The sequence below is a fragment of the Phytopseudomonas daroniae genome, assembly GCF_004327275.1.
Taxonomy (GTDB): domain Bacteria; phylum Pseudomonadota; class Gammaproteobacteria; order Pseudomonadales; family Pseudomonadaceae; genus Aquipseudomonas; species Aquipseudomonas daroniae.
Genome location: NZ_QJUJ01000011.1, coordinates 180277 through 203037 on the forward strand (window position 1 = coordinate 180277; position 22761 = coordinate 203037).

The following is a 22761-nucleotide window of genomic DNA, read 5'->3' on the forward strand; positions in this document are numbered from 1 at the left end:
CTGCAGGCTCAGTAATGAATATCTTCCCGTGCATGGGAGCACTGCCTGACCAGCGCGTAGATGGATACGGCGAGCAGTCCGAAAATAGCAGCGATGCAGGCCGTGAAAACTAGAAAGTTCATGCGGCTGTGCTCGTAGCGCTCACGCGGCATTTGAACATTTGGGAACAGGCGCGACTGCATGATCTCAATGGTTTGGCCCACCGAGTAGGTTGGCGTGCCAGGTTGGCGATACAGTTCGAAAACATCCACAAAGCGGGTTCCGTCTGCCTTGTCGAAACGGTATTCATACTGTCGAACATTGTCGTTATTCGGCAGTGTTTTTACCGACGTAACGACGCCTTCCATGGTTGCCGGCCACACCTTGATAATTGCAACCGTGGCGCCGCTCTGCGCCAGAAAGGCGATGAAGGCGAAGACGGGAATCATCCAGAGGGCAAAGGAGGATAAGGTGAACAGAAAGTCGCGCTGTTCTTCTCTGGGGTAGTACATGCTCATCAATCCTTGAGTGCGTAAACGCTGTCCATCCGAGTGGCTGTTCAGGGACGCGAGCATCGAACTCGCAGCCCCTTTTGATTGCGTCAGATCAGCTTCTGGCGTTGCGCCTCTTCCAGGCTGCTGCGGGTAAGCTGGACAAGGGTGTGGCGGGAAAACTGATCACTTCCTCGAAGTACTCGCCGCGTTCCACACGGCGGGCCAGTTGCTCGGTGAACTGGGCGCTGAGTGTCTTGCGCCGTGCATCGTTGACCTTGCTGTCGGTGATCACCACGTCTTCGACCATCGCTGCGCGAGGCTGGGTGGACTGCGCTTTCTGGGCCGGGTCACCGATAGGGCCGGCAGGTATGAAGGACACACAACCGGTCAGGGTGAGTGATAGGAATACGGTGCAGAGACAAAGCAGTTTTTTCATGCTTCTTCCTTGAAGAACGGATAGCTGGGGGAGAAATCTGTACAGGCGTCTGACGGCCTGGTCAGCGGGGCGCGCTATCTTAGGGGGCACGCAGGCCCGAGGCCAGAGCTCGCGGCCAGGTTTGTGAGGTAAGCCTGATCTCGCTGTGCCCCGAGCGGTGCTTCAAGGAGTCGACTGGTTTCTTGCCGCTATAGAAGAGGGTTCTTGCGACGCTGTTTTGCTGCCGCACTTTTATCGAAGGTTGCTCCAAGAGCCTGTTCACGATTTTTCGACGAGACTCCACGTGCAATGGCAGCCAAAAGGGGCGGATTCAACCGGTCGTAGGATGGGTGAAACCCATCAATTGCCGATGGGTTTCACCTGCGCGGCCCGACCCATCCTACGGGCTGGTGGGCAAAAAGAGCGTTAGCTACGCGCCCCGATCCACCCTACGGCCGCTAACGCCTTATTGCCGTAGATCTATAGGGATACGCTTCCTATTTGCCAAGTACACAAAGATCGTGAACAGATTCTAAGTGTGCTGCCACGCCGGTCGCTCGCTCACAAGGGCTGCGCCTTTTTAATTCCTGAAAATTGTCATGACTGCGTACTTGCCTTCTATGCTTGATGGCAGATTGGCATGTAGTCGCGCCATTCACTCAATAAAACGGCTGGATGGCCGATGGTCTTCAATAAGATTGCTTTGGAGAAAGAGCATGTTCGGTAGTCGCTTGAAAAAAGAATTGCAGGCCAGGGATGCCGAACTGTCATTCTTTCGGCAGCTTTACCATGGCATCGAGACCGAGATGATCATGCTGACGGTCGATCCCGACTACCGAATCATCGATTTCAACGCCAATTTCACCCGTTTCGTGGGCTACAGCCCGGAACAGCTGAGCAATCGGCCGATGAGCGATATCGTGCCCGCTTATGTAAAGACGTTGCCGTGTTTCAAGAACCTGCGCGAGGGGGTTAGAACCGGTAGTTCGGTACGTGACCGCTACCGCTTTTTGCGAGCCGATGGCGCGCTGGTGTGGATTCAGGCCTGCTGGCAACCGGTGGTGGACGAGAGCGGCGTGGTGCAACGGATCCAGTGTTTCGGCTGCGAAATTACCGCATCCATGGATCGGGCCCGGGAGAACGAGGATTTCATCAACGCGCTGTTGCGCTCCACGGCGGTGATCGAGTTCGACCTCAGTGGCAACGTGCTGACGGCCAACGATCAGTTCCTCCATGCCATGGGCTATGGCATGGAGCGCATCAAGGGCAAGCACCACAGCATGTTCTGTGAGCCTCAGGAGACCCACTCCGCCCAGTACACGCAGTTCTGGGAGCGGCTCAACCGTGGCGAGTTCGTCGCCGGCCGTTTCAAGCGCGTCGACAGCCATGGTCGGGTCGTCTGGTTGGAAGCGACCTATAACCCGGTACACGACACCCAGGAGAAACTCTACAAGGTGGTGAAATTCGCCACGGTGATCACCGATCAGGTCAACCGCGAGGAGGAGGTCAACGATGCCGCAGGCATTGCCTATGGGATTTCCCAGCAGACCGATACCAGTGCCCAGCGCGGCGCCCAGGTGGTGACCGATACCGTGCAGACCATGCAGCGTATTTCCGAAGAGATGACTTCGGCATCTCAGGGCATCGAGGCACTGGGCAAGCAGTCGATCCTGATCAGCACCATGGTGCAGACCATCGGCAGCATCGCCCAGCAGACCAACCTGCTGGCGCTCAATGCGGCCATCGAAGCGGCGCGTGCGGGGGAGCAGGGCCGCGGCTTCGCCGTGGTAGCCGATGAAGTCCGCCAACTGGCCAGCCGCACCAGTAGCGCCACTGAAGAAATCGTCGGTGTGGTTCAGGAGAATCAGAAACTGGTGGACGCTACCGTACGTGATATGGCCAGCAGCCGTACCCAGGCCGAAGCAGGCCTCGAACTGGCCAAGCAGGCAGGCGACGTGATCGTCGAAATCCGCCAGGGTGCCAAGCAGGTGGTGGCAGCGGTGGAGCGCTTCAGTAGTCAGTTGACGTAGTCCGCCATCCTGCGAACCTACGGTAGAGGGCGGTAGCCTGTTCCCGTAGGTTCGTGTCATGCCATCGGCGGCAAGCGCCGTTTTACCGTGGTCTTCTTGATGATGGCGGTGTTGCTCACGGCATAGATGTTGATGCGGTCGAGTATCTCGTCCAGTTGCTCCATCGAGCGCACGTGAAGCCTGGCGATAAAACAATCCTCCCCGGTGACCTTGTCGCACTCGGTGAATTGCGGGGTCGCCTCGATTTGCCGTTCCACTTCATGCAGCTGACCAGGCAGTGGGCGAATCCGTACGATCGCCTGCAACTGGTAGCCGAAGGCACGTGGATCGACATCCACGCCATAGCCTTTCAGCACGCCTCGTTCTTCGAGTTTGCGCAGCCGCTCCGCAACACTCGGTGAGGACAAACCGCTGATCTGTGCCAGCGCTTTGAGCGAACGTCGAGAGTCTTCTGTCAGTGCAATGATCAGTTGCTGGTCGATTTCGTCAGTCATAAAAGGCACCGAAGGTGGATTTCGTCATTTGCCTTGATAGTAAAGGTTAAGGTGATTATTTGCCTTTCTTTAACCATGGAACGCGGCAGGGCCGCTTGCAATACTTTGCGCAACGCAAAGGAGCTACCTGATGGACAAGAACGTAAATCGAGGCTCGCTGGAAATGGTCGCTGCCATGCTCATTTCCGGCACCATTGGCTGGTTTGTCATGCTGTCGGGCTTGCCGGTTATCGATGTGGTGTTCTGGCGCTGCGTTTTCGGTGCCGTGACCTTGTTGCTGGTCTGCGCATTGATGGGCTTCTTGCGCCCAAGCCTTTTGACCCGAATCACCGTGCTGCTGGCGATGGCCAGCGGCGTCGCCATCGTCGGCAACTGGCTGTTGCTGTTCGCCTCCTACTCGCGCGCTTCCATCGCCATCGGCACCGCGGTGTACAACGTTCAGCCCTTCATGCTGGTCGGTCTGGCGGCCCTGTTTCTCGGCGAGAAACTCACGGTGCAGAAGCTGGCCTGGTTGTCGGTATCCTTCATGGGCATGCTGGCCATCGTCAGTGCGCACGGCAGTCAGGAGCAGAGCGGCGAAGATTATCTGCTCGGGATAGGGATGGCCCTGGCTGCCGCGTTTCTTTACGCCATTGCCGCCTTGATAATCAAGAAGCTCAAGGAGGTACCCCCTCACTTGATCGCACTGATCCAGGTCAGTGTCGGCGTGGTGATGCTCGCACCGCTCGCCGATCTCTCCAGCCTCCCGCAGGGTGAGGATGTCTGGTCGATTCTGATCACCCTGGGCGTCGTCCATACGGGCGGTATGTACGTACTGCTGTACGGCGCCATTCAGAAACTGCCCACGGCGTTGACTGGCGCATTGTCGTTCATCTACCCGATCGCAGCGATTGCCGTTGACTGGATCGCGTTCGACCACCAGTTGAACATGCTGCAGTGGCTGGGCGTCGCGGCGATCCTGCTGGCCGCCGCGGGCATGCAGCAGGGATGGAGTCTGCGCCTCAAGATCTGGCATGGCGTCAGCCGCTAAGCGCTCAAATGCAGGGTGGATCACGCTTCATCGATCCACCTTAGGCCGCAAGGATGGATGGGAAAAGCGCCATCCACCCCTTCCTGGCTACATCATCAGGACTGGCAGGCGTTGCATGCCCGTTCCCAGGCCATGCCTGCCTCAAGAATACGGCGCGGCGGTTCACAGCCTGTTATCTCTAGGGTCTGTTGACGCTTCAGCGCAAGCCGCGTTGCCGCGAGAAATCACGCCAGGCTAGGCGGAGGACGCCGGGAATGGCATTCCCTTTTCAAGTCCTCCAACGACGCATGGCGAGATTTCCCGCGCAACCCGAAGGGCCGGGCCCGTTTTGTCGCGATGCTGCGTTTCTCGCCGGCTCATTTAGCCAGCTAAACTTCGCGGCTCGTGCCTTGCCTCGCGGCAAAACGGGCTCCGGCGCGGTCGTGCTGAAACGTCAACAGACCCTAGGGGTGACCTTTACGGCGATTTGCGGGAAAGTGGCACGCTTCATAGCGTACAACGCGGCTGGGCAGCGTATGCCTGACGTCTTGAAAGAAGGAGTGCACAGCAGATGGATCTCACCGGCCAACATCGTTTGCGCCTGCCCTGGCTGACCCTGTGTCTGATCATCGCCAATATCGGCGCCTATTGGTGGATGGCCCACACGGTCGGTCATTTTGGCCCCTATGACGAAACCGAGCTGATGCTGCTCGGCGCCAACGTCGCCTCGTTATCGGCCACCGGCGATTATGCGCGTCTGTTCACCAGCATGTTCCTGCATGGTTCCTTGCTGCACCTGGGGCAGAACATGCTGGCCCTGCTGCTGATCGGCGCCACCCTGGAAAGCCTGCTGGCACGCTGGCAATGGCTGGCGCTGTACCTGCTCGGCGGGCTGTTCGCCAGCTTCGCGTCCGCCACCCTCAACTTCGACCGCGAGCAGGTCTCGTTCTTCGGCCAGGTAACGCAGATCATCTACGTCAGCGTCGGCGCCTCCGGTGCGATCATGAGCCTGGCGGGCGCCGAGCTCGGCGTGGCGCTGGGCCTCAAGCTCAGGGCGATGAACGAGGGCGGGGAGACTACGCAGCCCGACAAGCTGCTGCGCAGCGCTCTGCTGATGCCGATCCTGGTGCTGATCTATGGCTTGCTGGATGGCGGCACCGACAACGCCGCGCATATCGGTGGTTTCCTGTTCGGCCTGTTGGCGGTCGCACCGATTGCCGCGGCGTATTTCATCAGTTCCTGGCCGCCACGCGTCGCATTGGGCCTGGGCGCATTGCTGGTGCTCGGGCTCAGTGGTCTGCAGTTGTTCAACCGGGTCGCCAGCCATCCGGACAGCGAGGGATTACGCCAGCTGGCGCTGTGGGAGGTCGAGGAAACACAACGGGTGAGCGATCTGCATCAGCGTATCGCGCAGGAGCGCCAGGAGCCGTTGCCGCCGGCTACGACCGAGCAGGCCAAGGGCCTGGTCATTCCCGTTCCCTTCGTCGGGCGCATGGTGCCGACCTCCGATCCGCAACGGGTGTTCCTGCTGAAGAACTACGACCAGGCGCAGATCATCGAATACGACCTGGCGCGCAATGCGCCGGTGCGCACCCTGATCGATCACCCTTACGCCGGCAACGACCTGTGGGGGTGCCCCGTGCAGCAGTGCTTCGGTGTCGGTGTCTCCGATCTGCAGCTCGACGAGGCCAATGGCAAGGGCTACGTCAGCAGCCTGGTCAAGGGTGCGCTGAGTCGTATCGATCTGGCCAGCGGTAACATCGACTGGACGACCGTGACCGGCAAGTTTCCGAGCCGCCTGCTGCTGCGCGATGGGCGGCTGTATAGCCTGGATCGCGCCGACAGCAGCTTGGTGATCCTCGACGCCGAAAACGGCAAGCTGCTGGCTAAGGTGCAACTGCCAGGCGAGGGCGATTACTGGCATCGCTGGCCGACAGGCGAGACCCTGCAGTTCTCCAGCCAGGGCGATGCACTCTACCTGCTGCCGGCTGGCGGCCAGCCGTTGCGCATGGATCTGGCCAGCCAGGAGCTGACATCGGTGGGCGATGAAGGAGCCAGACAGATGGGCCACGACGGCCAGGGGCGCCTCTGGCTGCTGTATGAGGACGGGGTGTTCTATCCCGAGCTCGATGCGCGCCGCGAGCAGGTGTTCTACCGCATGGAGCGACCTTCGCCAGCGCGTTACGTCAATACCACCTTTATCGATCGTGATGGCCGACAGCCGCTGATCCTGCACCTGGAGTCCAACTTCGTACTGGCCAGTTCGGGTCATACCGGGCAACTGTTGCGGCTGTATCCGCTGGCTCATCACGAGGAAAACCAGCTGTACCTGCAGGCCCTCGATGGCGGACGGTTTTATGTCAGCGGTCGACAGGCGACGCAGTTGCTGAATATCGACACGGCCTTGCCCGCGGCCGGAGCCGGTGACGCCTATCAGGCGCAACTGGAAGAGCAGCCGCAGTGGAAGCGTCAGTTCGAGCGTCAGCCATCGCCGCAGGAAAGGCCTGGTTGGGAGTGGTAGCCGGTTACATCCCTCTGGATGCGCTCAAGGATTGCGCGGAACTGCTCGACTGGCTGAGCCGCAAGGACAATTTCGTTCAGACCTGAGTTGTCGCCGCCAGCGATTCGTGGCGCATGGCGGCTGACACCCGGGCGCAATTCATGCGCCGGGGCTGTATGAACTCAGTGCGGCGCGCGCTGGCGTGCGGTCTTGAGCAGGTCTTCCGGGGTGATATGACCGACCACCTGGGCCGCGGCGCTGCCGGGAAGCGGCAGGTCGAGGATATGGCCCTTCATCTTGCCCACCACGTGCATTTCGCAGGGTTTGCAGTCGAATTTCAGGGTCAGTACTTCGTCGCCGTGCACCAGCTGCATTGGAGCGACCTTGGTGCGTACGCCGGTGACGCCCTTGGCCTGTTTCGGGCACAGGTTGAAGGAGAAGCGCAGGCAGTGCTTGGTGATCATCACCGGTACTTCACCCAGTTCCTCGTGGGCCTCGTAGGCCGCGTCGATCAGTTGCACGCCGTGGCGATGGTAGAACTCGCGAGCCTTGTGGTTGTACACGTTGGCGAGGAACGACAGGTGCGACTCCGGGTACACCGGCGGCGGTGTGCTTTCGGCCTTGCGACCACCACGCGGATGCGCGGCGATGCGCGCTTCGGTCAGTGCTTCGATGGCCTCGCGGCGCAGGCTCTTGAGCTGCGAGTTCGGCACGAAGAACGCCTGGGGCGCATCCAGTTCGACGCTCTGGGCGTGGTAGATGGTGGTGCCCAGTTGGGTGAGCAGATCGCGTAGCCCATCGAGGGCCTGTTCCGGCTTGTTCGCGGTACCGAACGGGCCGTCCAGGCTTACCGAGGCGCTCAGACCTTCCTCGCTGGTGGCGGTCAGGGTCAGCTGTCGTTCACGTAGCGCGGCTTTCCACTGGATGCCGATGCGCCGCTCGGCTGAAGTTTTCAGCAGTGCCTGTTGCCAGTTGTGATCCAGGTTGCGCGAGAGCGGATGGTTGGGGCGCACGCGATGCAGCGCTTCGGGCATCTCGTTGGGTTCGACGCGGTAGCGCCAGCGCTTGGCACCGTCTTCCTCGAACTCGCCTCTGGACTCGGCGATATTGGCGCGGAACCCCACCACTTCACGCTTGATCAGCACGTTGAGGCCGTCGCCGTTGGACAGCGGCTCGTGCGTGACGGCGATCAGGTCGCGTTTGCCGACCTTCTCGATATGGCCGACGGCCAAACCGGTAAAGGTCGGCGAATCGAAGGCGCCGATATCGACCTTGCGGTCGGTGACGAAATAGTCGGTGCTACCGCGGTGGAAGGTCTTGTCCGGATCGGGCAGGAAGAAATGTGCGGTGCGGCCGCTGGAGGCGCGAGCCAGATCCGGACGGTCTTCGAGAATGTCGTCGAGGCGCTGGCGATAGTAGGCGGTGATGTTCTTCACGTAGCCCATGTCCTTGTAGCGCCCCTCGATCTTGAACGAGCGCACGCCGGCCTCGACCAGGGCGCGCAGGTTGGCGCTCTGGTTGTTGTCCTTCATCGACAGCAGATGCTTCTCGAAGGCGACGACGCGGCCCTGATCGTCTTTCAGGGTGTAGGGCAGGCGGCAGGCCTGGGAGCAGTCGCCACGGTTGGCGCTGCGACCGTTCTGGGCGTGGGAGATGTTGCACTGGCCGGAGAAGGCCACGCACAGTGCGCCGTGGATGAAGAACTCGATGGCAGCATCGGTTTCATCGGCGATGGCGCGGATTTCCTGCAGGTTCAGCTCGCGAGCCAGTACCAGCTGCGAGAAACCGGCCTGGTCGAGGAACTTGGCCCGGCCCAGGGTACGGATGTCCGTCTGGGTACTGGCATGCAGTTCGATTGGCGGGATGTCCAGATCCAGCACGCCCAGATCCTGCACGATCAGCGCATCCACGCCCGCGTCGTAGAGCTGATGAATCAGCTTGCGTGCCGGCTCCAGCTCATCGTCATGCAGGATGGTGTTGATGGTGGTGAACACCCGCGCGTGATAGCGGTGGGCGAACTCCACGAGCCCGGCGATATCACTGACTTCGTTGCACGCATTGTGCCGCGCGCCGAAGCTCGGGCCGCCGATGTAGATGGCGTCGGCGCCATGCAGGATGGCCTCGCGGGCGATGCTGACATCACGGGCAGGGCTGAGCAGTTCCAGGTGGTTCTTGGGCAAGGACATGGTTTTTCTTTATAGGGCTGAGCACGGTAGGGGCGCATTGTACCGGCCCGCGGGGCCGAGGGCATCCTGAGCTGCCGGCTGGTCGCTACGGGGCGATTACCCGTCCTGCCTGGCGGGGGCCAATAACGATCCGGCTACGTGAGCGTTTCATCGAAACCATCGTGGCAGGGCACAGAGGTACAGGCGTCTGACAAAGCTTTTTGACGATGGCCAACTGTGGGAAAGTAGCGACCTTTCTGAAGGGGTAGGGTGTCTGATGGACAACAAGGGGCTTGCAAAGCTCGACGAGCTGCTGCTCAAGCACGGCAACGATAATTCCATTCTTTCCGCCAGCGAGCTGGATGGCTATTTTGCCGCCATCGTTTCGGGCCCGCGGCAGATCGATCCCGGCCTCTGGTATCCGGTTATCTGGGCCGAACAGAATCCGAAATGGGCGAGCGACAAGGAAGGCGAGCGCTTCATGAAACTGGCCGTCGAGCTGATGAGCGAAGCGGCGTTCATGCTCGACGAAGAACCCGATGATTACGAAGCGATTTTCCTGGCCGACAATAATGGCCAGGGGGAAAAGCTCATCGTGTCGGAATGGTGCGCGGGTTACCTGCGTGGCGTCGCAGTCGCTGGTTGGGGGGATGATGAGCTGCCTGAGCCGATCGCGGCAGCGTTGGCGACCATTACCTTGCATGGCGCCGAAAGTGGCTCGGAACGGCTCAACGCAATGTCTGACGATGAGTACGACGCTTCCGTCGCGACCCTCGAACCTGCTGCCGTGGCGATCTATCAGTACTGGCAGCAAAATCTTCAACCAGTGCTGCCGGTACGTCGGGACGAGCTCAAGGTCGGCCGTAACGATCCCTGCACCTGCGGCAGCGGCAAGAAGTACAAGCAGTGCTGCATGCAGTGATAGGACGTGGTTTTTTATCTGGCACGCACCACGCACAGGTGTTTACGGTCTTCATGGGCGCTGCAACTGACGTAGCCAGTGATGCAGACGTCTGGTCTGGGGGCTGACGGCGTGGGTAGTGAGTCTTTGCAGGTTGTCCAGGCTGATGAACGGCTGTGGTATTTCGTCGTCGCCAAACAGGATCCCGGCAGGATGGCAGTGTTCCAGTAATGCACTTTGCCAATCGGGGTAGCCCAGCAAGTTGCACAGCGTCAGCGCGTCGAGCCACGGCTGGTCATCGTTTGTGTAGCGTATGGCAATGTCATGACCTTCGAACATCAGGTGGTGTGATCGCATCGTTCGCTTCCTTGGCGAGTTGTTTTCCTGTTCAGCTGTTAGTGATGAAATCATTAATTCCACTAGATATACAACTGAATGTTCAGTTAAGCATGGACGCGGAATTTAACGTCCGCCTCCATGACTGAAAAAATCGAATTCTCCCAACGTTTGCGTAACGCCATGCTCGCTGCAGGCTATCCAGATCGCCCGGCTGTATTGGAGCGTGAGTTCAATTCGCGTTATTGGGGGCGCTCCGTGACCTTCCAGGCGGTTTCTCGTTGGTTGCGTGGTGAGGCGATTCCTTCCCAGGACAAGCTCCAGGTGCTGGCCGCATGGCTGCGGGTAGAGCCCCAGGCCTTGCGCTTTGGCGAGCGTGCTGCCCTGGCTGCGCGCGAGCAGCGCGGCCGCTGGGAGGATCCGAAGTTCTATCCGGAGCGTGAGGCCATCGAGGCCTTTCTGGTTCTGCCACCGCAGCAGCGCAAGGTCGTCCGCGACGTGATCATGGCATTCGCCCTCGCCGCAGAGGCGGGTAACAAGAGACCGGGCTCCGATTGAGCCATCCCGGAGCCAGCGTGATGGGGCCGGCCATTAGCTACAAGCCGCAAGCTGCAAGTAAAAGCGGGAAGGCGCCCGCCACCCCCTGGGCCGCAGGATGGGTACAACCCATCAATTGCCGATGGGTTGTACCTGCGCGGCCCGTCCCATCCTGCGGCTAGAAGGCGAAAGCGGCCAGTCGATGATCCGCGTTGAACGACGGATCAGGCCTTCGGCCCCGGATTACGCCTGCGGCTAATCCAGGCTACATTCGTGCCATTATCCCGTAGGTTGGATCGGGGCGCGTAGCCTAGCGAAGCGTAATCCGACATTTGGCTGGCACATCCAATACAGTTTTTGAGCGGCCGCTACCGCCACGTAGCTGCCATCTGTACCGGACACCTTGCAAGGGGTTCTCAGAGCTGGAAGCGGGCGATGTTTTCCCGTAGCGCCTCGCTGGTTCTGGCCAGGCTCTCGCTTTCCCGCTGGGTAGCGGCGAAGGCCTCGGCGGACTGGGCACTGCTGTCGCGCACGGCGACGATGCTCTGGCCGATCTGCTCGGCAACCGTGCTCTGCTCTTCCGCCGCGGCGGCGATCTGCTGGTTCATGCCGTTGATTTGTTCGATCATGCCGACGATCCGCACCACCGCTTCGCCGGCTTCCGACACACCTGCGACCGACTGCTGGCTGGAGTTCTGGCAGTGCTGCATGTACTGCGCGGTCTCGTCGGCGATGCGCTGCAGGTTGCCAATCAGGCTTTCGATTTCCGCGGTGGCGCCCTGGGTGCGCTGGGCCAGGCCGCGTACCTCGTCGGCCACCACAGCGAAGCCGCGGCCGGCCTCGCCGGCGCGCGCGGCTTCGATGGCCGCGTTGAGGGCCAGCAGGTTGGTCTGGTCGGCGACCGCCTTGATCACGTCGAGCACGCTGCCGATATTGCCGCTTTCCTGCTTCAGTCGGGCCATGGCCTCGGCGGAGCTGTCGATGACGCCCGCCAGCTCGCCGATCAGATCGACCGCATGACGGGTCTTGTCCTGGCCGAGGATGGCGGCCGTGTCCGCTTCGCCGGCTGCCTGCGCTGCCGCTTCAGCGTTGCGCGCCACGTCCTGGACGGTGGCCGACATTTCATGAATGGCGGTGACGATCTGCTCGATTTCCTGCTGGGCCTTGGCGACACCGGCCGTGTTGAGCTGGCTCGATTCGGCCATTTCCTGGCTGGCGGCGGCCACCGATTGCGAGGAGGCGTCGATGCGCTGCGCCATGTCGCGCAGGTTACGCTGCATCTGTCGCAGCGAACCGAGAACTCCCTGGCTGCTTTGCGCACCGTCATGCTGGCGCAGGTCGCCCTCGGCTACCTGCTGGGCGAGGCGGTCGAGGTCTCCCGGCTCAGCTCCCAGCGCGCGCAGCAGTCTGCGGGTGATGAGGTGGCCAAGCACAATGGCGAGCAGGGTCGAGAACAGGGCAATGCCCAGCAGCAGGGTGCGTTGCTGGCGGTAGCTGGCGTCGTTCTGCTCGAGTCGTTCGGCGGCCAGTTTCGCGGTGTAGTCCAGGTATTCGTCGATCGCTACCGTCAGTTCCCGCAGTAGGGGTGTGCACTGCCGGGCGATCATCTCGATGGCCGTCGCGTCCTGCCCGGCGAATACCAGGTCGGCGATGTTCTTGGCGATGGGCTCGTAGCGCCGCTCGATGACCTGGATGTTGTTGAACAGTTCGCGTGCCGTGCTGGAAACATCCTTGTCCTGGGCAATCTCCAGGGCCAGGGCGTCGAGTTGCCGGGTGACCTGGTCGTTCGCCGCCTCGATGGCGGATCGCTGGCCGGCGCGTTCGCCATGATCCACGATCAACACCAGGTTGCGCAGGGCAATAGCGCGATCCTTGGCGGCGTTAGCCAACTGGCCGGCGAGCTTGGCGCGATGGTCAATGCCGTTGATATAGCGCGAGAAACTGTCTTTCGCGGCTGCCAACTGGTAAAGGGAGGCGCCGGCTACCAGCAATAGAAGAACGACCAGAACGGCGTAGCTCAGGTAAAGCGTCATACGAATGGATAGCTGGCGAGTTTGCGACATACCGGGTCTCTCTCGGGTCGGCGGGCATGAAAGGGTTATCGGCAGGCCAGGGGAAAATTGAGGTATTCGCTGGCTGCAGCTGTCATTGATCATGAAATCATGATCATTTTCTTTATTAAACTATAGGTTTAATAATTCGCAGAGTAATTGACCCAAGGCATGCTGGCGAAACGATATTTTTCAGCCCGTTGCAGCTCGGCTTCGACCAGACAACGCGTGGCTGCTTCCATCAATCGACGGGGTTCGCCGTTTGCCGATGCAATGCCGGCAAGCGCAGGGCGAGCTAGGACGGTCGTGACAAGAGTGATGCAGGAAGAGGGCATATGTGGCTGGGGGATGGCAGTCAGGGCGAAAGTGCTGCCGTTTTCTCGGCCCGGGTGCGAATGATCTTGCCGCACCTGGCCTGTGCCATCCCACCGGGAAGCGATCGACGCTGGTACGGCTCGCTGCCCCGGCGTCTCAAGGTGTGGGCGTATCCTCAGGCAAACACAAAATACTTGCGCACCGTTTCCACCACTTCCCAGGTGCCTTTCATACCGGGCTCGACCACGAAGATATCGCCGGCTTTCAGGTGGATCGGCGCCATGCCGTCCGGGGTGATGATGCAGTAGCCCTCTTGAAAGTGGCAGTACTCCCACTTCACGTAATCCACGCGCCATTTGCCGGGCGTGCAGATCCAGGTGCCCATGATCTTGCTGCCGTCATCGGAGGTGTAGGCGTTGAGGTTGACGGTATGCGGCTCGCCCTCGATGCGTTCCCACTTGCAGGCATCGACGACGGGTATCGGTTGGGTGTCGCGCAGCACGGTGATTGGCTGGTTGGTCATGGTCGTCTCTCTGTTGCGGTAAAGGTCGTTCACCATAGAGCGGCGTGGTACCGGCCAATTGTCTGGGCTCGACATGCGAGTGCCCATCCGCGCTATCGGCGGTTTGCCTTTACTGACGGTCAGTCAGGAACTTGTATTTTTCCCTCTCAGTCCAACACCTCGATTCAGCGGCGATGTAGCGCCGCATCAGCAAGCCGAACAAGGATGTCTCACCTTTCATGCTCAATCGAGGCGCCCATGAATTCCGAAGAGCAAACCCTGATCGATGGCCTGTTCTCCCGTTTGCAGGAGGCCGAGCACGAGGGCGGCCTACGCGATACCAAGGCCGAAGCGCAGATCAAGGGGCACCTGGCCCGTCAGCCCGCTGCGCCGTACTACATGGCCCAGGCGATTCTGATTCAGGAAGCGGCGATCAAGCGCCTGGATCAGCGCGTGCGTGAACTGGAGGCTCAGGCAGTCGAGCAGCGACGGCAACGCCCGAGCGGCGGTGGCTTTCTCGCCGGCCTGTTCGGTGGCGCCCAGCCCAATGCCGCACCACGGCTCGCGCAGCGCCCGGCGGGCTGGGGTGAAACCCGATTCTCCCAAGGTGCAGCGGCAGGTGTTGCGTCTACGGCCAATGCGCAGAGCACCGCGTCGGCTGCCCAGGGCGGCGGTTTCATGCGCGGTGCGTTGCAGACTGCCGCCGGTGTGGCAGGTGGGGTGATGGTGGCGGATCTGCTGACCAACCTGTTCCACCACGATCAGCCCCAGGAAATTGTCGAGGTCATCCGAGAAGACATGCCAGCGCAGACCGACAGCTTTGCCAGCGGTCTCGACGATGCTCCCTATGCCGGCACCGACGATATCGATACCGATGCTTTCGACAGCTCGGTCTTTTTCGACGACGACGGCACGTTCAGCTAATTCGCTATGGCGCTGGTAACCGGTCAGGCGCGACGTTTGGAGAAAGTGACCGCCCAACGCAGTGTGAAATTGGCATCGCTACAGGGTGTGGGCAAGCGAGTCGGGACTGATATTCCTGTGACCTGGGTTCGGATATGATGCGCCACCCCAAAAATCGATCGAACATCACCAGGTCACTATGCCCGTTAATGCGCTTTATACCGACCTGTCTGATTACTACGATCTGATGTGTGCCGATATCGACTATCAGGCACAAAGCCATTGTATTCACAGGCTGCAGCAGATTTTCGGTAACGGGGGCTCCAGGCATCTTGATCTGGCCTGTGGAACCGGGCCACATGTTCGCCACTTCATTGAGGCCGGCTACACAAGCAGTGGGCTCGATATTAACCAACCCATGTTGGATAAAGCGGCCATTCGCTGTCCGCAAGCGCACTTCTCCTTGCAGGATATGTGTAATGTCACAGTGAGCGAGCCCGCGGATCTGATTACCTGTTTTCTCTACTCCATTCACTACAGTGGCGGGATCGAGCGGCTCAAAGCCTGTATCGCCAGTGTGCATGCTGCACTCGAAACCGACGGGCTCTTCTGCTTCAACGTTGTCGATAAGAACAAAATCGACAACAACCTGTTTGCGGCGCACACCGTCAAGGATGATGAAAGTCTGTTCACCTTCAGTTCTGGCTGGAACTATGGCGGTGAAGGCGAAAAGCAGTCGTTGAAACTCAGTATTGAAAAGACCACAGCCGCCGATGTGCAGGTATGGCACGACGAACATCCCATGGTCGCCGTGAGTTTCGCTGAGTTACAGGTGCTTTTACAGCTGCACTTCGACGTTCATATGTTCGAACACGATTACGAAAAGATCATTCCCTGGGACGGTGCTTCCGGGAATGCCATCTTTGCCTGCGTAAAGAAACCGCTCTGATACGCGTTCCGGGCCTAGGGTAGGGTGGAAGACGCCTTTTTCTTCCACCGTTTGGCCATCCTCACCACGCATCAACGGGATTCGGCCTTGTCCAGGCGATTGGCAAAGGCGAACTTGATGACCTCCTGCGCGGCGAAATCGGCATGTTAACTCGCTGCTGCATGAGAACAATCAGATCAGGTGCTTTTGATCTTGGCGGCCAGAACGGCTGCCTGGATCGTGGCCAGGGTTTTCTTGCCCGCTGGAAACTCGAAGACTGCACTTTCAACCAACGTGTACAGGCGTTCACCGGTGTTCAGCGTGAACTCCACGAACGCCAGATGCTCGACCCATGAGCGGTAGCGCCGCACCATGAAGATGCTGTGCTTTGACCTTACCGAACCAATCTTCGCAAGGGGGATTTGCCGGTGCCCCGCTGCACTGGAAATGAACAGCTCGTCGTTGTGGATGGAGGCCGGCCCGGATTTCTTCAAACGCCGCCATTCCACGGCGAAGCGCCACACCATGATGAACAGAAAGGCGCCGGCCAGAAGCAGATCGGGGAGGGGAGTGTCAGGCCCTTTGATCAGTATCAAACCACCGATTGCCGCGAGAATGGTCAGGGTAATGGAGCGGTAGAAATAGACGCTGTGAAACTCAGGGAAGGTCAGAAAGCGGATATCCATAGGCGGTTTCCTGGTGCCGGAATTCCCGATGCGCTAATTGGGGGCTGAATAGGTTGAGGCGCCGCGCAGCATTATCGGTGTTGGTGAGATGGAAAACCGTACCTTGTTCCTGTTTCTGCTGAAGACCTTCGCAGAGCACGATCAAGTCCGGATTCAGGGCAGGACGCCGCCAGGTCTAGTCATCTGGCCTGCCCTCGAAACGCCGGGCGAGAAAGCCCATCACGATACCTCCGACGATGCCGATGGCACCGCAGGTCAAACCCATGGAGCGGTTGCTCACGAAGCCGACGTTTTTCACATGGGTTGGCAGACCGACCAGCCCGGTAAAAAACAGCATCGCGACCGAGAGGGCAATGAGGTATATGCCGCCGGCTCGCCAGGACTGGGTAGCAATGCCCTTGCTCCGGCAATAGGCGTAACCCAGGCCGATTGGTAGCAGGAACTGGGTCGCGAGGAAAAGGATCAGGTTACTGCTGTCGTTCATCGCTGTCTGTTTCAGAGGGGCCGGATCAGGGTATTGCATCTGCTTGCCATGCTGCGTGACATGCCACGCAAATCGCTGGCGGAACAGCCATAAGTGCGGAGGGGGATCGGGGCGTGTAGCTGACGCTTTTTTCATCCACCCTTTGGGCGGTGAATATTCAGGCTCCATGCTAATCATGCCTACATAGAACGCGGGCATGCTCAATGGATGGTCGGCGTGAGGCGTTCGCTGACCAGCTGTTGAGCCTGATAGGCCATCTGATCGAGCAGGCGGTCGCGCTTTTTCTCGGCCTCGCTCATGGCCTTCTTGCCGTGCTGCTTCAACAGGTAGGTGTGGATCTGTCGAACTTCGGTGGACTGGTAGATCGGCGTGAGATCCTGCACCGCCACCATCCCGTCCGAGCGATAGGCGCGAGTATTCATCAATACTTGCGGCCCCTGCGCCGCCAGAACCCGAAAGCCCAGGGCCTCGAAGGTCGGCACCTTGCCCGCCGCGCAGGCCAGTTCGACATGCGGGTGGCGCTCGATGATCTGCTGCAGCATGGCCCGCGCAACACCGCGCCTGCGATGGCTGGCCTGCACGGCCATATAGGCCAGGGTGCAGGCCTCGGCGTCATCCTGGCTCGGCAAGTACAGAGCAAAACCCAGCACCTGGGAAGGATCCTCATCATCCAGCGCCAGGATCAATTGCGCAGGACTATCCGCGGCACCGTTCATGGCCTGCAGGTACAGGTGCACCTCGTAGCCGATCACATACTGGTACAGCTGATAGAGCGGGTTGCTGGGCGTCAGCGACACCGGGCTGATATCGCTGAAGTAGTCCACCACCATCTGCAGCACCTGGGCTTTCAGGGATTCGGGCGGCGAAGCGTTCAGGTGGATGAGGGTGAACATCGAAAGGCTGGCTCCGAGGCGGACGCGATTGGGGGGATCGGCGGTGGCGCTATTGTAACGCTTGCGCTTGGGTAGGGTGGATGACGCTCTTTTCATCCACCAAGCGGGTTGTGAAGTTAATGTCAATCTTCCGTTCTGACACGTTTCGATGACGGCCGATCTGCTTGTGATTTCAATCCACATCACTCGCCGTAATCACCATCAGCCTGCTCTGGCTCTGGTGTAACGTCCCATTGTCACCGCCCGGTGAAAACTCGAATACGGCCAGTCTGCCCACCGTTCGACATGTCCATGTTTCAATGGGTTGAAATGGATGTAATCGAAGTGGCGCTGGTAATTTCGCTCGTCGCGGATCAGGTGTTCCCAGTAATGCCGTTGCCAGATGCCACGCTCGCGCCGTCGTTGCTGGTCGAGGATCCGGGCTTCGGTGATCGGCAAGCGCTTGGCGAAGGCGAATTTGATTACCTTCCAACGCAAGGCAACGTTGGCGTCGCCTTGCGGTAGCGTCCACAGGCAATGCATATGCTCGGGCAGCACCACCCAGGCGTCGATATGGAAGGGATGTCGAGCCCGTGTGGCCCGCACCGTCTCGCGCAGCAGCTCTATTTCTCGGATCAGCAGATCGCTGGTGCGGTCGTGCAGATTGACGGTAAAGAGCCGGGAACGAGGGCGCGACGGTAATCGGGCATGGCGGCTCATCCTTGAGCATATGTGTGTCTGAGCCATGGTGGACAAGCTTCGCGTTGTCCACCCTACATCCAGGATTGCCGCTTCGTGTAGGCGGTGGTCGTCTGGGCTATTTGCAAGCCGAGTTTGACGTTCGTGAGATCGAGGTGCTCAGTCCGGCCATACATGCCTGCAAGGCAAGTCGGGACGCAGGAGGGTGAAGGGCCGTTGCCGTGGGCAACGGCCTTGTCAGACGGGATCAGTCGAGCAGGTCGGCCGGTACGTTGCCACCGTTGTCGGCCAGCTTCTGAAGCACGGTCTTGTGCAGCCAGGTGTTCATCTGTGCCGAGTCACCGAGTTTTTCTGCAGGGCAGCCCAATTCGTTGGCCAGTTCCTTGCGGGCGGTCAGGCTACTATCCAGCCCCAGTAGTTTGAGCAGGTCGACGATGGAAACCTTCCAGTTGAGTTTCTCCGGGTGTTTGGCAGCCAGCCCCTCCAACTTGGAGACCACGTCCACCACCGGGATGGCCTGAGACGTGGCAGAGGGCGCTGCAGCAGGCGCAGAAGCTTCAGCGGGCGCAGCCTGCGCCTTGGAACCGAAGCCCAGGGTGTCGAGAATTTTACCGAACAGACTCATGAGATTCCCTCTTCATTTGTATGAATATTGCCTAGGCAGCATAGCTCAGCGGGTGCATGACGCATTGATTGGCGAACAAGTAGGGTGGATGACGCTCTTTTCATCCACCAATCAGGCCTGACCACTACGCCTATCGTTCTCTGTCACACATGTTCGCTCCGCCTCACTCCCCGTAATCACCATCATCCGCTTCGACACACCAGTCTTCGGGATAAACGCCCATCGCCACCGCCCGATGGACGCTCGAATAGGGCCAATCCGCCAGTCGTTCGACATGCCCATGTTTTATCGGATTGAAGTGGATGTAATCGAAGTGGCGCTGGTAATCCTGTTCATCACGAATCAGGTGTTCCCAGTAACGCCGTTGCCAGATGCCGCGCTCGCCCCGCCGCTGCTGGTTGAGCGTGCGTGTTTCGGTGATCGGCAGGCGTTTGGCGAAGGCGAATTTGATTACCTTCCAACGCAAGGCGAAGTTGGCGTCTCCTGGCGGTAGCGTCCACAGGCAATGCATATGCTCGGGCAGCACCACCCAGGCATCGATATGGAAGGGATGTCGCGACCGTGTGGCGCGTACCGTCTCGCGCAGCAGGTCGATTTCGCGGATCAGCAGATCGCTGGTGCGGTCACGCAGATTGACGGTAAAGAAGTAAGTGGCGCCGGGAACACGGGCGCGACGGTAATCGGGCATGGCGGCTCATCCTTGAGCATACGGGTGCTTTCACCATGGTGGACAAGCTTCGCGTTGTCCACCCTACAACCTTACTTCGGGCTTCCGTAGGGTGGATCGGGGCGCGTAGCTGACGCTTTTTCCATCCACCGTTGCGGTGGTTGTCGGGGCTATTTGCTGGATGGCCATTGTCAGGCCGGCCGGTAGGGCATCCACACATCGCCTTGCCAGTGCAGCAGTGATAATCCCCGTCGGTTTTCGCGTCGTGGGCGGTGAGTGTTCGCCTGTTCGCCCTCGCGCAGCATCGGTACCACGTCGGTGCTGAGCCAGCGGCGGATGCAGCGGTTTTCCGGGTGGTAGTAGTGGATCAGTGCGGCGTACACGCCGGACTCGCTGATCAGCCGGGTCGTCTCCGGTTGGCCGTGGGTGTTGAGCAGCACGGCATCGAGCAACTGGTCGGCATCGAGGGTGCGGGTGGCGCGCTCTTCCAAATGCGGCTGGCCGATCAGCCGGCCCAGGTCGCGGGCGCTGAACCAGCATTGTGGCTCGAGCAGAACGACGCGCAGTTGGCGGCGGTGGCGGGTGAAGGTCTGGGGAATCAGGATTTCGCCGGTGGTGTCCGGCAGGGTGTTGGAGCTTGGGATGTGGGTAGGCATATCCATCGACCTCAATGGGATACACCGCTGCTGTCGGGAGCAGTATTGCCGCTGCGTGAAGCGTTTCTTAGGCGCCGTTGAGTAGGGTAGGGATGTGGACGGAACCGGTCAAGGACAACGGCTCGTGCGGGCGCCGCGTAGGGGATGGATTTTTTATCCACCATTGCCGAGTTCGTCCGGGCTTCCCGCTGGATTTGGTCGTCCTGAACGGTGGACAAGCTTCGCGTTGTCCACCCTACGCCACGATTCCCGCCTCGCGTAGGGTGGATGACGCTCTTTTCATCCACCATTGCGGGGTGTCCGGGCTACTTGCTAATGGCGGTGATTGTCCGAGCTACTTGCTGAACGGTGGACAAGCTTCGCGTTGTCCACACTACGCCACGATTCCCGTCTCGCGTAGGGTGGATGACGCTCTTTTCATCCACCACGGGGTGCCCGGGCTACTTGCAACCGGGGCGTTTGGCCTCATTCTGAAGTGCTTAAATAAGGAGCTATTTTCCCAAAGGGATAACTACCCATGCTGATTCTCAAGGGAGTGATAAGTTTTGTAGTTGAGCCAATCACTGCGACGCTATCGACTAAGACAGTTTCTCCTGGTGCACGATTGTCCGCTGCTACGATTAGATAATAGGTTTCATTTTCTGATACATATCCTGTCAACGATTGGTTAATCGATCCGACTGCGCCAGTGATCTCTCCAAAACCTTCAGTTAATACTTGGCCTTTTTTGTCTATTAAAATCAGATAGGGAGTAAGTGCGTATTTTTTAAAGCCTAAGCATGCATTTACGCACCATGAGTTTACTTTGATACGATGGGAAAAGTTTGCTGCTAGCTCTACGGAAAATATTCGATAATTAGACACGCTCCCTTTGATTTTAATTCGTGGCTCTGCTGCAGTTATCTCCCAGCTAGGTAGAGGCCAAGTGGGGTCGGTGGGGAGTGGTATTGCTTGCTCTAGTAAAGCATCGGCAGGGCGCTCTGCTATGGGAGTGTCGCTATTAATTACTTTTTCTTGATAGAGATTTTTAGGGTCGCTGGAGCAGGCGGCTAATATCGATAGAGTGATTAGTAGAAGTGCTTTATGCATGAATTTTCTCTTTAAAAATAAAAAGCCCCGCAAGGTGCAGGGCTTCTTTAGTCGCTGCCCCAAAATCCATTTTAGGTAAAAGCGCTTATTCGTATTTCAATTTTTTGAGTTTACGTGATCAATCCCAGCTCAACGCCCCACCAGTCTGATACTCGATCACACGGGTTTCGAAGAAATTCTTCTCTTTCTTCAAGTCCATGATTTCGCTCATCCATGGGAAGGGGTTGCTGGCGCCTGGGTATTCTTCTTTCAGGCCGATCTGGGTCAGGCGGCGGTTGGCGATGAATTTGAGGTAGTCCTCCATCATCGCAGCGTTCATGCCGAGTACGCCGCGGGGCATGGTGTCGCGGGCGTATTCGATTTCCAGCTGGGCGCCCTGCAGAATCATCTGAGTCGCCTCGTCTTTCATCTGGGCGTCCCACAGGCTCGGGTTTTCGATCTTGATCTGGTTGATCACGTCGATACCGAAGTTCAGGTGCATGGATTCGTCGCGCAGGATGTACTGGAACTGCTCGGCGGTGCCGGTCATCTTGTTGCGGCGGCCCATGGAGAGAATCTGGGTGAAGCCGCAGTAGAAGAAGATGCCTTCCAGTACGCAGTAGTAGGCGATCAGGTTCTTGAGGAACTGGCGGTCGGTTTCCGGGGTGCCGGTTTCGAACTTGGGATCGGAGATCGAGCGAGTGTACTTGAGGCCCCAGGAGGCTTTCTTCGCGACGCTCGGAATCTCGTGGTACATGTTGAAGATCTCGCCTTCATCCATGCCCAGCGATTCGATGCAGTATTGGTAGGCGTGGGTGTGGATCGCTTCCTCGAAGGCCTGGCGCAGGATGTACTGGCGGCACTCGGGGTTGGTGATCAGGCGGTACACGGCCAGTACCAGGTTGTTGGCAACCAGGCTGTCGGCGGTGGAGAAGAAGCCGAGGTTGCGCATGACGATGCGGCGCTCGTCCTCGGAGAGGCCGTCGGTGCTCTTCCACAGAGCGATGTCGGCGTTCATGTTCACTTCCTGCGGCATCCAGTGGTTGGCGCAACCATCCAGATACTTCTGCCAGGCCCAGTCGTACTTGAAGGGTACGAGCTGGTTGAGGTCGGCACGGGCGTTGATCATCTGCTTGTCGCCGACTTCCACGCGTGCGGAGGTGCCTTCGAGCTCGTCCAGGCCTTCCTGGATGTCGAGGTCGTTCAGGGCCTTTTTCGCACGGGCGATGGCATCGGAGTCGTTGGCGTCGATGGCGCGCGCTTCGAGGGCGGCGGCGTCGCCTACCTGGTTGAGCCTTTCCAGGCTCATGTCGGCACTGGCTTGTGCCGCGGTCTGTTTGGGAGCGGCAGCTTCTGCGCCGTCTTCCTTGTCGAATTCATCCCAGCTCAGCATGAGGGGGCTCCTTTCAGGAGCAGCTTCAAGCGGCAAGCTTCAAGCTGCAAGG

General features: G+C 59.4%; 23 protein-coding genes. 7 read left to right on the forward strand and 16 right to left on the reverse strand.

What is annotated here, in order from left to right; all coding sequences use genetic code 11:
* Positions 1-8 precede the first annotated feature (8 nt).
* Entirely contained in the window at positions 9-491 is a 483-nt protein-coding gene (locus DNK10_RS22105; protein WP_131179222.1) for a hypothetical protein, read from the reverse strand.
* A gap of 94 nt (positions 492-585) precedes the next feature.
* Positions 586-909 (reverse strand): hypothetical protein, encoded by a 324-nt coding sequence (locus tag DNK10_RS22110; RefSeq protein ID WP_208738855.1) that lies wholly within the window; start codon positions 907-909, stop codon positions 586-588.
* Positions 910-1604: 695 nt separating this feature from the next.
* On the opposite strand from DNK10_RS22110, the gene DNK10_RS22115 reads away from it, so the two are divergent.
* Entirely contained in the window at positions 1605-2918 is a 1314-nt protein-coding gene (locus tag DNK10_RS22115) for a methyl-accepting chemotaxis protein (protein WP_131193043.1), read from the forward strand.
* Between the two features lie 56 nt (positions 2919-2974).
* On the opposite strand, the gene DNK10_RS22120 is transcribed toward DNK10_RS22115, so the two are convergent.
* On the reverse strand, positions 2975-3412 hold the full coding sequence (locus DNK10_RS22120) for an Lrp/AsnC family transcriptional regulator (RefSeq protein ID WP_131179218.1): 438 nt from the start codon (positions 3410-3412) through the stop codon (positions 2975-2977).
* 130 nt (positions 3413-3542) lie between these two features.
* On the opposite strand from DNK10_RS22120, the gene DNK10_RS22125 reads away from it, so the two are divergent.
* Both DNK10_RS22125 and DNK10_RS22135 read left to right on the forward strand, forming a co-directional pair.
* Positions 3543-4442 (forward strand): DMT family transporter, encoded by a 900-nt coding sequence (locus DNK10_RS22125; protein ID WP_131193044.1) that lies wholly within the window; start codon positions 3543-3545, stop codon positions 4440-4442.
* A gap of 550 nt (positions 4443-4992) precedes the next feature.
* Positions 4993-6942 (forward strand): rhomboid family intramembrane serine protease, encoded by a 1950-nt coding sequence (locus DNK10_RS22135; protein WP_131193046.1) that lies wholly within the window; start codon positions 4993-4995, stop codon positions 6940-6942.
* 161 nt (positions 6943-7103) lie between these two features.
* Here DNK10_RS22135 and DNK10_RS22140 read toward each other — a convergent pair whose 3' ends face one another.
* Positions 7104-9107, reverse strand: coding sequence for a peptidase U32 family protein (locus tag DNK10_RS22140; protein WP_131193047.1), 2004 nt, complete (start codon positions 9105-9107; stop codon positions 7104-7106).
* Positions 9108-9363: 256 nt separating this feature from the next.
* Here DNK10_RS22140 and DNK10_RS22145 point away from each other — a divergent pair, with 256 nt between their 5' ends.
* Positions 9364-10008 (forward strand): YecA/YgfB family protein, encoded by a 645-nt coding sequence (locus DNK10_RS22145; protein ID WP_131179214.1) that lies wholly within the window; start codon positions 9364-9366, stop codon positions 10006-10008.
* A 51-nt stretch (positions 10009-10059) separates the two neighbouring features.
* Here the strand turns inward: DNK10_RS22145 and DNK10_RS22150 are convergent, their stop codons facing one another.
* The gene (locus DNK10_RS22150) at positions 10060-10344 is read right to left on the reverse strand and encodes a BRO-N domain-containing protein (RefSeq protein WP_131193048.1); all 285 of its coding nucleotides are present in this window, start codon (positions 10342-10344) and stop codon (positions 10060-10062) included.
* Between the two features lie 120 nt (positions 10345-10464).
* Here DNK10_RS22150 and DNK10_RS22155 point away from each other — a divergent pair, with 120 nt between their 5' ends.
* Positions 10465-10881, forward strand: coding sequence for a transcriptional regulator (locus DNK10_RS22155; protein ID WP_131179212.1), 417 nt, complete (start codon positions 10465-10467; stop codon positions 10879-10881).
* A 395-nt stretch (positions 10882-11276) separates the two neighbouring features.
* Here the strand turns inward: DNK10_RS22155 and DNK10_RS22160 are convergent, their stop codons facing one another.
* Together DNK10_RS22160 and DNK10_RS22165 are read right to left on the reverse strand one after the other, a co-directional pair.
* Entirely contained in the window at positions 11277-12923 is a 1647-nt protein-coding gene (locus DNK10_RS22160) for a methyl-accepting chemotaxis protein (protein WP_131193049.1), read from the reverse strand.
* Between the two features lie 478 nt (positions 12924-13401).
* Entirely contained in the window at positions 13402-13749 is a 348-nt protein-coding gene (locus DNK10_RS22165) for a cupin domain-containing protein (RefSeq protein WP_131179210.1), read from the reverse strand.
* Positions 13750-13986: 237 nt separating this feature from the next.
* Between DNK10_RS22165 and DNK10_RS22170 the strand changes: the two genes are divergently transcribed.
* Both DNK10_RS22170 and DNK10_RS22175 read left to right on the forward strand, forming a co-directional pair.
* Entirely contained in the window at positions 13987-14652 is a 666-nt protein-coding gene (locus DNK10_RS22170) for a DUF2076 domain-containing protein (protein WP_131193050.1), read from the forward strand.
* A 178-nt stretch (positions 14653-14830) separates the two neighbouring features.
* Complete coding sequence (locus DNK10_RS22175; RefSeq protein WP_131193051.1) at positions 14831-15580, forward strand: class I SAM-dependent DNA methyltransferase; 750 nt, start codon at positions 14831-14833, stop codon at positions 15578-15580.
* Between the two features lie 176 nt (positions 15581-15756).
* Here DNK10_RS22175 and DNK10_RS22180 read toward each other — a convergent pair whose 3' ends face one another.
* The 9 genes from DNK10_RS22180 to DNK10_RS22220 form a co-directional block, all read right to left on the reverse strand.
* Positions 15757-16245 (reverse strand): hypothetical protein, encoded by a 489-nt coding sequence (locus DNK10_RS22180; RefSeq protein WP_131193052.1) that lies wholly within the window; start codon positions 16243-16245, stop codon positions 15757-15759.
* Between the two features lie 175 nt (positions 16246-16420).
* The gene (locus tag DNK10_RS22185; protein ID WP_131193053.1) at positions 16421-16897 is read right to left on the reverse strand and encodes a hypothetical protein; all 477 of its coding nucleotides are present in this window, start codon (positions 16895-16897) and stop codon (positions 16421-16423) included.
* A gap of 32 nt (positions 16898-16929) precedes the next feature.
* On the reverse strand, positions 16930-17622 hold the full coding sequence (locus DNK10_RS22190) for a GNAT family N-acetyltransferase (RefSeq protein ID WP_131193054.1): 693 nt from the start codon (positions 17620-17622) through the stop codon (positions 16930-16932).
* Positions 17623-17823: 201 nt separating this feature from the next.
* Positions 17824-18321 carry an REP-associated tyrosine transposase gene (locus DNK10_RS22195; RefSeq protein ID WP_165496025.1) on the reverse strand — a complete coding sequence of 166 codons (498 nt, stop codon included), beginning with the start codon at positions 18319-18321 and terminating at the stop codon, positions 17824-17826.
* A 226-nt stretch (positions 18322-18547) separates the two neighbouring features.
* On the reverse strand, positions 18548-18925 hold the full coding sequence (locus DNK10_RS22200; protein ID WP_131193055.1) for a DUF3597 domain-containing protein: 378 nt from the start codon (positions 18923-18925) through the stop codon (positions 18548-18550).
* Positions 18926-19088: 163 nt separating this feature from the next.
* On the reverse strand, positions 19089-19613 hold the full coding sequence (locus tag DNK10_RS22205) for an REP-associated tyrosine transposase (protein WP_131193056.1): 525 nt from the start codon (positions 19611-19613) through the stop codon (positions 19089-19091).
* 170 nt (positions 19614-19783) lie between these two features.
* Positions 19784-20248, reverse strand: a complete 465-nt coding sequence (locus DNK10_RS22210) for a BRO-N domain-containing protein (protein WP_131193057.1) — start codon at positions 20246-20248, stop codon at positions 19784-19786.
* A gap of 465 nt (positions 20249-20713) precedes the next feature.
* Positions 20714-21337: a hypothetical protein gene (locus DNK10_RS22215; protein WP_131193058.1), complete on the reverse strand. Its 624-nt coding sequence runs from the start codon at positions 21335-21337 to the stop codon at positions 20714-20716.
* Between the two features lie 118 nt (positions 21338-21455).
* Positions 21456-22709, reverse strand: coding sequence for a ribonucleotide-diphosphate reductase subunit beta (locus DNK10_RS22220; protein WP_042552772.1), 1254 nt, complete (start codon positions 22707-22709; stop codon positions 21456-21458).
* Between the last annotated feature and the right edge of the window lie 52 nt (positions 22710-22761).

What these genes read in the sequence shown, in the direction of transcription:
- DNK10_RS22105 (WP_131179222.1), bottom strand. Translation starts at nt 491, where the DNA reads ATGTACTACCCCAGAGAAGAACAGCGCGACTTTCTGTTCACCTTATCC.
- DNK10_RS22110 (WP_208738855.1), bottom strand. Translation starts at nt 909, where the DNA reads ATGAAAAAACTGCTTTGTCTCTGCACCGTATTCCTATCACTCACCCTG.
- DNK10_RS22115 (WP_131193043.1), top strand. Translation starts at nt 1,605, where the DNA reads ATGTTCGGTAGTCGCTTGAAAAAAGAATTGCAGGCCAGGGATGCCGAA.
- DNK10_RS22120 (WP_131179218.1), bottom strand. Translation starts at nt 3,412, where the DNA reads ATGACTGACGAAATCGACCAGCAACTGATCATTGCACTGACAGAAGAC.
- DNK10_RS22125 (WP_131193044.1), top strand. Translation starts at nt 3,543, where the DNA reads ATGGACAAGAACGTAAATCGAGGCTCGCTGGAAATGGTCGCTGCCATG.
- DNK10_RS22135 (WP_131193046.1), top strand. Translation starts at nt 4,993, where the DNA reads ATGGATCTCACCGGCCAACATCGTTTGCGCCTGCCCTGGCTGACCCTG.
- DNK10_RS22140 (WP_131193047.1), bottom strand. Translation starts at nt 9,107, where the DNA reads ATGTCCTTGCCCAAGAACCACCTGGAACTGCTCAGCCCTGCCCGTGAT.
- DNK10_RS22145 (WP_131179214.1), top strand. Translation starts at nt 9,364, where the DNA reads ATGGACAACAAGGGGCTTGCAAAGCTCGACGAGCTGCTGCTCAAGCAC.
- DNK10_RS22150 (WP_131193048.1), bottom strand. Translation starts at nt 10,344, where the DNA reads ATGCGATCACACCACCTGATGTTCGAAGGTCATGACATTGCCATACGC.
- DNK10_RS22155 (WP_131179212.1), top strand. Translation starts at nt 10,465, where the DNA reads ATGACTGAAAAAATCGAATTCTCCCAACGTTTGCGTAACGCCATGCTC.
- DNK10_RS22160 (WP_131193049.1), bottom strand. Translation starts at nt 12,923, where the DNA reads ATGTCGCAAACTCGCCAGCTATCCATTCGTATGACGCTTTACCTGAGC.
- DNK10_RS22165 (WP_131179210.1), bottom strand. Translation starts at nt 13,749, where the DNA reads ATGACCAACCAGCCAATCACCGTGCTGCGCGACACCCAACCGATACCC.
- DNK10_RS22170 (WP_131193050.1), top strand. Translation starts at nt 13,987, where the DNA reads ATGAATTCCGAAGAGCAAACCCTGATCGATGGCCTGTTCTCCCGTTTG.
- DNK10_RS22175 (WP_131193051.1), top strand. Translation starts at nt 14,831, where the DNA reads ATGCCCGTTAATGCGCTTTATACCGACCTGTCTGATTACTACGATCTG.
- DNK10_RS22180 (WP_131193052.1), bottom strand. Translation starts at nt 16,245, where the DNA reads ATGGATATCCGCTTTCTGACCTTCCCTGAGTTTCACAGCGTCTATTTC.
- DNK10_RS22185 (WP_131193053.1), bottom strand. Translation starts at nt 16,897, where the DNA reads ATGGAGCCTGAATATTCACCGCCCAAAGGGTGGATGAAAAAAGCGTCA.
- DNK10_RS22190 (WP_131193054.1), bottom strand. Translation starts at nt 17,622, where the DNA reads ATGTTCACCCTCATCCACCTGAACGCTTCGCCGCCCGAATCCCTGAAA.
- DNK10_RS22195 (WP_165496025.1), bottom strand. Translation starts at nt 18,321, where the DNA reads ATGAGCCGCCATGCCCGATTACCGTCGCGCCCTCGTTCCCGGCTCTTT.
- DNK10_RS22200 (WP_131193055.1), bottom strand. Translation starts at nt 18,925, where the DNA reads ATGAGTCTGTTCGGTAAAATTCTCGACACCCTGGGCTTCGGTTCCAAG.
- DNK10_RS22205 (WP_131193056.1), bottom strand. Translation starts at nt 19,613, where the DNA reads ATGCCCGATTACCGTCGCGCCCGTGTTCCCGGCGCCACTTACTTCTTT.
- DNK10_RS22210 (WP_131193057.1), bottom strand. Translation starts at nt 20,248, where the DNA reads ATGCCTACCCACATCCCAAGCTCCAACACCCTGCCGGACACCACCGGC.
- DNK10_RS22215 (WP_131193058.1), bottom strand. Translation starts at nt 21,337, where the DNA reads ATGCATAAAGCACTTCTACTAATCACTCTATCGATATTAGCCGCCTGC.
- DNK10_RS22220 (WP_042552772.1), bottom strand. Translation starts at nt 22,709, where the DNA reads ATGCTGAGCTGGGATGAATTCGACAAGGAAGACGGCGCAGAAGCTGCC.